The sequence below is a fragment of the Propionicimonas sp. genome, from assembly GCF_047606205.1.
GTDB lineage: Bacteria > Actinomycetota > Actinomycetes > Propionibacteriales > Propionibacteriaceae > Propionicimonas.
Genome location: NZ_JASGES010000155.1, coordinates 1 through 7544, shown reverse-complemented (window position 1 = coordinate 7544; position 7544 = coordinate 1). Strand labels below are relative to the sequence as shown.

The window sequence follows — 7544 nt, the reverse complement described above, 5'->3', positions numbered from 1 at the left end:
GAGCAGCGGACGGGCGCGCCCCCGCGCACGGAACGCGGGCCCGGCCCGCGGCGCTGCTCGCCGTGCTGGTCGGGGTGGTGGCCTTCGGCGCGCGGGCCTACCTGTTGCGCTACGCCCAACTGACCGGCGAGGGCACCTACGACGACGCCGTGCACTTCTCGGGCTCGCTCGCGCTGGTGCACGGACGGCTGCCGTACCGCGACTTCCTCTTCCTGCACCCGCCGATGGTCCTGCTCGCACTCACCCCGTTCGCCGGCCTGGCCCAGGTCACCTCCGAGTCGTTCGGTTTCGCCGCGGCGAGGGTCGCCTGGATGCTGCTGGGGGCCTTCAACGCGATCGCCGTGACGCGGCTCCTGCGTCCGCTCGGCCTGTTGTCGGCGCTGGTCGGCGGCCTGGCCTACGCGCTCTACTTCCCCGCGGCGTACGCGGAGTCGACCACGATGCTCGAGGGGCTCGCCAACGCCTTCCTGCTGTCGTCGTTGCTCCTCCTCGCCGGTCGCCGGACGCGGGGGCGGGTGCTGGGGGCGGGGATCCTGCTCGGCCTGGTTCCGGCGGTGAAGATCTGGGGCGTGGTGATGGTCGCGGTCGTGCTGGTCTGGGCGTGGGCCATCCGCGGGCTGCGGCACGCGCTGGCCGTGGCGCTGGCCGCCGCCGGATCCTGCGCGCTGGTGGTGCTGCCCTTCTTCCTCGCCGCACCCGCGCGGATGTGGACGATGGTGGTGGCGGCGCAGTTGGGCCGACCCGAGCTGGTCATGGCGACCCCCGAAGAGCGGATCTGGGTCATGCTCGGGTTGTTCGGGAGGCCTCCCGGTGCCGCGGTCGCCTTCGTCCTCGCCGGGCTGGCCGCCGTGGTGGTGGGCCTCGCCCTCTGGCGGGCCAGGGAGTTCGCCGCGGCGTGGCTGGGGGTCGGGCTGCTCGTGCCGATGACGTGGCTGCTGATGGTCACGCCCTCCTTCTACGGTCACTACCCGGCGGCGATCGCCGTGCCGTTCGCGATCACCCTCGGCGCGGCGGTCACGCTGGCACCGGCGCCCGGTCACCGGATGGCGTGGCTGGGCTCGCTGGCGCTGCTCCCGGTCGTTCTCGCCTGGGCCACCGCCGCCGACCTGCACCTCGCCCAGAGCCACACCGGCGCCGACGTCCGCTTCGCCGCGCTGGCACCCGCGGTCGCGCACGCAGGGGGCTGCGTCACCTCGGAGGACCCGGCGCCCCTGATCGAGCTCGGCCTGGTCGGGCGCAACATCGCCCGCGGTTGCCCGGTGTGGATCGATCTCACCGGGCACTACCTGATCGACAACATCGGCCAGGGCCTGCCGATGCCGGACGATCCGGCCTACCAGGAGCAGGTGATGACCTACCTGCGCAGCGGCTCGGTCGCGATCCTCGGCCGCGAGTACGCCACGCGCTCGCTCAGCGAGGCGAACCTCCGGATCGTCGACAGCTGGCCGGTCCTGGCGCGGTCGGACGCCTACACGGCCCGCCGGGTGCCGCACTGACCCGCCAGGTCACCCCGCGACCGAGGCGGGATCCTCCAGCAGCGGCCGGAAAGCCAGCCCGGCCGCACCGATCATCAACAGGTTCGCGCCGAGCTCCGCGGGCGTGATCCGGACGCCCTCCAGGGACGGGGCGAGCGCGGACGCCGACACGGCGTGCTCCAGGCCGGCGGGGTGGTAGGCCTGCAGGGCGGCGAGGAAGCCGCCCAGCGCGACGACCTCCGGGTTGAACAGGTTGATCGCCGCGGCGAGGGCCGTGCCGAGGTGGCCGAGCTGGCGCTCGACGATGGCCGCGACCTGCTCCGTCCGGTCGGCCAGGAGCGCGGCCTCGAACTGGCCGGAGTCGGCCCGGTCGAGGCGCAGCGCGTCCATCAGCTCGGCGCGGGTGACCTCTGCCTCCAGCGTCCCGGCGATGCCCGCGGAGTCGACGACGGGGGAGCTGGACACACGCACGTGACCCAGCTCGCCCGCGTAGCCGGACATCCCGCCGAGCAGTCGGCCGGCCGTGATCACGCCGCCGCCGATCCCGGACGCGCCGCCGTTGAGGTAGATCAGGTGGGCGTGCTCGCGGCCGGCGCCGAAGTCGTGCTCCGCCAACGCGCCGAGCGCGGCGTCGTTCGCGACGAACACGCGCCGGCCGGTCAGCGCGGCCAGCGGCTCGCCGAACGGCTCGTCGTGCCAGTCCAGATGGGGGGCGTTGCGGACGACGCCGTCGTCGGTCCTGACCTGGCCGGGCACAGCCACCCCGATCCCCGCCACGATCAGCCCGTCGAGCTCGGCCTGCATCCCCGCCAGGACGGTCGCGGTGATGCCGAGCACCTCCGGGGCCGTCGGGATGCGTGCGTACTCGTGGCGGATCAGCCGACGCAGGCCGCCGTCCAGGCCCACCAGGCCGATGGTGAGGGCGTCGATCTCCGGGTTGACGGCGATCGCGCACACGCCGGGGCACAGGCTCACCACCGGGCTCGGCCGGCCGACGTGCCCCGCCGGGTCGGGGTCGCGCTCGAAGACGAGGCCGAGGTCGACGAGGTCGAAGACCAGGCTCGCGATGGTGGAGCGGTTGCGTCCGGTGTGCCTGCCCAGGCTCGAGCGGGAGGCGGGGCCGCCGCGGTAGAGGCGGCCCAGCAGGGCGGCCAGGTTCTGCCGCCGCACGTCCTCGGTGGTCCCTTTCGGCACTCCGTTCCCTTCCGATCGTCTCCCGGGTAGCACCCTATCCAAGGGATGGGATATGTTGTGAGTCACAACGAATGCTCACCGTCGAGAGATTGGATTCACGTGCCCCTCACTCCCACACCTGCTGACCAGTTCACGTTCGGCCTGTGGACGGTCGGCTACAACGGCACCGACCCGTTCGGCGGCCCCACCCGCGCTCCGCTCGACGTGGTCCACGTCGTCGAGAAGCTCGCGTCCTACGGTGCGTACGGCCTCACCTTCCACGACGACGACCTGTTCGCGTTCGGCTCCACCGCCGCCGAGCGCCAGACCCAGATCGACCGCCTGAAGGGCGCGCTGGCCGCGACCGGTCTGAAGATCCCGATGGTCACCACCAACCTGTTCAGCGCCCCGGTGTTCAAGGACGGCGGCTTCACGTCCAACGACCGGGCCGTGCGTCGCTTCGCGCTGCGCAAGGTCCTGCGCAACATCGACCTGGCCGCGGAACTCGGCGCGAAGATCTTCGTGATGTGGGGCGGCCGCGAGGGCGCGGAGTACGACGCGGCCAAGGACATCCGCGCGGCGCTGGCGCGGTACCGCGAGGCGGTCAACCTGCTCGGCCAGTACGTCGTGGACTCCGGGTACGACCTGAAGTTCGCGATCGAGCCCAAGCCGAACGAGCCGCGCGGCGACATCCTGCTGCCGACGGTCGGTCACGCACTGGCCTTCATCTCCAGCCTCGAACGTCCCGAACTGGTCGGCCTGAACCCCGAGGTCGGCCACGAGCAGATGGCGGGGCTGAACTTCGCCGCGGGCATCGCCCAGGCGCTGTACCACGGCAAGCTCTTCCACATCGACCTGAACGGCCAGCGGGGGATCAAGTACGACCAGGACCTGGTCTTCGGCCACGGCGACCTGCACAACGCCTTCGCGCTGGTCGACCTGCTGGAGAACGGCGGCCCGAACGGCGGACCGGCCTACACCGGCATGCGCCACTTCGACTACAAGCCGTCCCGCACCGAGGACGAGAGCGGCGTGTGGGACTCCGTCCAGGCCAACATGCGGACCTACCTGCTGCTCAAGGAGCGTGCCGCGGCGTTCCGCGCCGATCCCGAGGTGCAGGAAGTCCTCGCTGCGGCGAAGGTGCCCGAGCTGTCCGTGCCCACGCTGGGCGACGGCGAGGGCTACGCGGAGCTGCTCGCCGACCGGTCCGCATTCGAGGACTTCGACGCGTCCGCCTACGACAACGGCAAGGGCTTCGGCTTCGTCCGGCTCCAGCAGCTGGCCACCGAGCACCTGCTCGGTGCCCGCTGACCGTCCCCGTCCCCGTCCCCGGCGCACTGCCGAGGTGTCAGAGTCCCTGCCGGTCACGGCCGGCCGAGAATCTGACCCGCCGGTGAACAGAGAGGTGTACGCATGACTGGTGTGATCGGGGTCGACTCCTCGACCCAGAGCTGCAAGGTGGTCGTCCGGGACGCCGACAGCGGCGCCCTGCTCGCTTCCGGGCGGGCGGCGCACCCGGACGGCACCGAGGTCGACCCCGCGCACTGGTGGACGGCGCTGCAGGCCGCGCTCGGCGAGGCCGGCGGGCTGGAGGGCGTCGGTGCGGTCAGCATCGGCGGCCAGCAGCACGGCATGGTCGTCCTCGACGCGGACGGCCGCGTGATCCGTCCGGCGCTGCTGTGGAACGACACCCGCTCCGCCGGGGCCGCCTGCGACCTGGTCGCCGAGGTCGGCGGGGACGCGTACGTGGCGCGCACCGGCGTGCTGCCGGTGGCGTCCTTCACCGCGACCAAGCTGCGCTGGCTCCGCGACGCCGAGCCGGAGAACGCCGGCAGGGTCGCCGCCGTGTGCCTTCCGCACGACTGGCTGACCTGGCGGCTGCGCGGTTACGGCCCGGCGGGGGAGTCTCGGCTCGGACCGGTGCTGGAGGAGTTGGTCACCGACCGGTCGGACGCGTCCGGGACCGCGTACTGGTCCCCGTCCACCGGCGACTACGACCGGGACCTGTTCGTGCGGGCGCTCGGCCACGACGCCGTCCTGCCTCGCGTGCTCGGCGCGGCGGAATCCGTCCCCGGGCCCGGGTTCCTGGTCGGCCCCGGCGCGGGTGACAACGCGGCCGCAGCGCTCGGCCTCGACGCCCGCCCCGGCGACGTCGCGGTGTCGCTCGGCACGTCCGGCACGGTGTTCGCGGCCACGGACGCGCCGGTCGGCGACCCCACCGGGATCGTGGCCGGTTTCGCCGACGCGACCGGTGGGTTCCTGCCGCTGGTCTGCACGCTGAACGCCGCCCGGGTGCTGGACGCTGTCGCCGGCCTGCTGGGCGTGGACCACGCCGAGTTCGCCCGGCTCGCGCTGGCGGCAGCGCCCGGCGCGGGCGGCGCGGTGCTGGTGCCGTACTTCGAGGGTGAGCGGACGCCGAACCGTCCCGACGCGACCGCGACCCTCGCCGGCCTGACCCTGGCGTCCACGACCCGGCCGAACCTGGCCAGGGCCGCGGTGGAAGGCATGCTCGGCGGTCTGGCCGCCGGCGTCGAGGCCGTCCGCGACCTCGGGGTGGGGGTCGAGCGCATCCTGCTGATCGGTGGCGCAGCGGCGAACCCCGCCGTCCAGGCGATCGCGGGGCAGGTGTTCGACGCGCCCGTCCAGGTGCCCAGTCCGGGCGAGTACGTCGCGGACGGCGCCGCCCGCCAGGCCGCCTGGGTGCTCACGGGCCGGCGTCCGACCTGGCCGGTCCAGCTGGTCGCGTCCCCGGCGCGCGACTTCCGTCCGGAGATCCTCGCCGCCTACCGTGAGGTCGCGTCCCGCTGCTGAGGGGCGTGTGGTCGCCGCAACTCCGGCATGGCGAACCGTCCCCAGGCCGGCCAGGGCCGGAACCCAGGACGACGTGACCGACGGTGTCGAGCTGACCACGATCACCGCCCGCACCGGCACAACAACGAGCCGGGCCTCCTACGCTTCGGTTTCCCTGGTCTCCAGGAGGCGGGTGCCGTAGCGGGCCCAGAGCTCGGGCTGGCGGCCGGCGGGGGCCGGGCGGGCGTCGAACACCCTGCCCTGGATGTCGAGCAGCTCGAACCGCCCGTTCTCCAGGTCGGCGAGCACGCTCCAGACCGGGCCGGAGTCGAGGAGCGCCCGTTCGGCGCGACCGTCGAGCCAGCAGACCCGGTACCAGAGCTGCTCCCGCCGTGCCCACAGCCTCCGCACCGGCACCACCCTGCAGACGAGATGGGCGACCACCTGGTCGGACCTGGACAGTTCCCACACGGTGTCACGGAACGGGTCGAGCCGTGGGTCGCGCGGCCAGTCGCTGGAGGTCACCGGCACATCGTCGCACGCGGGAGAGGCCCCGGGAGACTACAGGCGCTCGCGCAGCCACTCCACCTGTCGTTGCCAGTGGTAGGTCTCACCGCCCTCGTGGCCGTTGAACTCGTAAGCGGCGATGTCGCGGTCGTCGGCCGCGTAGTTGTGGAAGGCGGCGAACACCGAGGACGGCAGGACGATGTCGTCCATCATCCCGACCGAGAACAGGGCCGGTGCGCTCGCCCGTCGGGCGAACACCGCCCCGTCGAAGTAGGACAGCGTCCGGAACACCTCCGCCACCCGGTCGCGGTGGACGGACAGGTAACTGCGTACCTCGGTGAACGGGCGTCCCGGCGTGAGTTCGACCGAACGCCGGAAGTGGCACAGGAACGGCACGTCCGGCAGCGCGGCGAACACCCGCTCGCCGAGCAGGCCCGCCGCAGCGAGCGTGATCCCGCCACCCTGGCTGCCGCCGGTCACCGCGATCCGCGCGGGGTCGACGAACGGCAGCGTCGCCACCGCCTCGACCAGCCGGGCGGCGTCGGTGAACACCCGCCGGTAGAAGTACTCCTCGGGGCTCTCGATGCCACGGGTCATGAATCCCTCGAAGGCCGGGCCGGCGCCGTGCGGGTCGGCGGTCGCACCGCCGGTGCCCCAGCCGCTGCCCTGGCCGCGGGTGTCCATGACGACGTGGACGAACCCGCTGGCCGCCCACCGCAGCTTCTCCGCCGGCAGACCCCTGCCGCCGTTGTAGCCGATGAACTCCACCACGGCCGGCAGGGCCACGGTCGTCCGCGGCCGCACCACCCAGCCGCGCACCTGATCGCCGCCGAAGCCGCGGAAGGTCAGGTCCTCGACCAGCAACTCGGTGATCGGCCCGGGGACCGGTACCAGGGAGAGCTCCTGCGGCACGGCCCTCGCGCCGGCCAGCGTCCCGGCCCAGAAGTCGTCGAAGTCGTCGGGCTCCGGCACGACAGGGCAGTAGTCCCTGAGCTCGGCGAGGGTCAGGTCGGTCAGTGGCATCGGGCGTCCTTGCGCTGGCGGTGAAGGGGTTCAGACCGGAATGTAGCGGAACGGGCCGACCTGGATCGCCGTGCCCGTCGGACCGCCGTTGGTGGTGCCGTACACGCCCAGCCAGAGGCCGAGGAAGCCGCCCGTGGCGATGCTGTCGAGCATGCGCCCGTCCGCCGTGGCGACGGTCCTGCCGTCCACGGTGAGCGTGTAGTCCTGGCCGCGGACCACCAGTCCGAGGTCGACCGCCGCGCCCGGTGCGGCGCCGGGACGCAGCTCGCCGAGCACCGACTCCGCTCCCGCGCGCCGGTGCACCGCCCGGGCCACAACCCCGGCGTCGCGGCTGGTCAGTGCGAGCCGGACGTGGTCGGCCTCGGACTGCCGCACCACCAGCCCGGCCTCCTCGCCCGGCCGCAGCACGGCCCGCACGGCGACGCGCACGTCCACGTTCTCGTGCTGCTGGCGGACGCCGAGGAAAGCGGGGGTTCCGGTCCCGGTGAGCGACTCCCGGGTCAGCTCGACTCGCCACCCGTCCCCGGCCGGCGTCGCGAAACCTCCGGGGCCGCGCAGCGTGGTCCAGCGCGGGTC

The 7544-nt window shown here is 73.2% G+C and carries 6 protein-coding genes and 1 pseudogene; 3 read left to right on the top strand and 4 right to left on the bottom strand.

The genetic code is table 11. The features are described 5' to 3' along the window. A pseudogene (locus QM633_RS09720) lies at positions 1-1496 on the top strand (hypothetical protein); the annotation flags it as partial. Between the two features lie 9 nt (positions 1497-1505). Here the strand turns inward: QM633_RS09720 and QM633_RS09715 are convergent. Beyond that, complete coding sequence (locus QM633_RS09715; RefSeq protein WP_415153556.1) at positions 1506-2669, bottom strand: ROK family protein; 1164 nt, start codon at positions 2667-2669, stop codon at positions 1506-1508. A 99-nt stretch (positions 2670-2768) separates the two neighbouring features. On the opposite strand from QM633_RS09715, the gene xylA reads away from it, so the two are divergent. Both xylA and QM633_RS09705 read left to right on the top strand, forming a co-directional pair. Next, complete coding sequence (gene xylA / locus QM633_RS09710) at positions 2769-3959, top strand: xylose isomerase (protein ID WP_415153555.1); 1191 nt, start codon at positions 2769-2771, stop codon at positions 3957-3959. A 102-nt stretch (positions 3960-4061) separates the two neighbouring features. Then, on the top strand, positions 4062-5459 hold the full coding sequence (locus tag QM633_RS09705; protein ID WP_415153554.1) for a xylulokinase: 1398 nt from the start codon (positions 4062-4064) through the stop codon (positions 5457-5459). A 138-nt stretch (positions 5460-5597) separates the two neighbouring features. Here QM633_RS09705 and QM633_RS09700 read toward each other — a convergent pair whose 3' ends face one another. The 3 genes from QM633_RS09700 to QM633_RS09690 all read right to left on the bottom strand — a co-directional run. Next, the gene (locus QM633_RS09700; protein WP_415153553.1) at positions 5598-5963 is read right to left on the bottom strand and encodes a hypothetical protein; all 366 of its coding nucleotides are present in this window, start codon (positions 5961-5963) and stop codon (positions 5598-5600) included. A gap of 36 nt (positions 5964-5999) precedes the next feature. Next, positions 6000-6968 carry an acetylxylan esterase gene (locus QM633_RS09695; RefSeq protein ID WP_415153552.1) on the bottom strand — a complete coding sequence of 323 codons (969 nt, stop codon included), beginning with the start codon at positions 6966-6968 and terminating at the stop codon, positions 6000-6002. Between the two features lie 30 nt (positions 6969-6998). Continuing rightward, positions 6999-7544: hypothetical protein (locus tag QM633_RS09690; protein ID WP_415153551.1), on the bottom strand; the 546-nt coding region annotated here is incomplete at its 5' end.

What these genes read in the sequence shown, in the direction of transcription:
- QM633_RS09705 (WP_415153554.1), top strand. Translation starts at nt 4,062, where the DNA reads ATGACTGGTGTGATCGGGGTCGACTCCTCGACCCAGAGCTGCAAGGTG.
- QM633_RS09695 (WP_415153552.1), bottom strand. Translation starts at nt 6,968, where the DNA reads ATGCCACTGACCGACCTGACCCTCGCCGAGCTCAGGGACTACTGCCCT.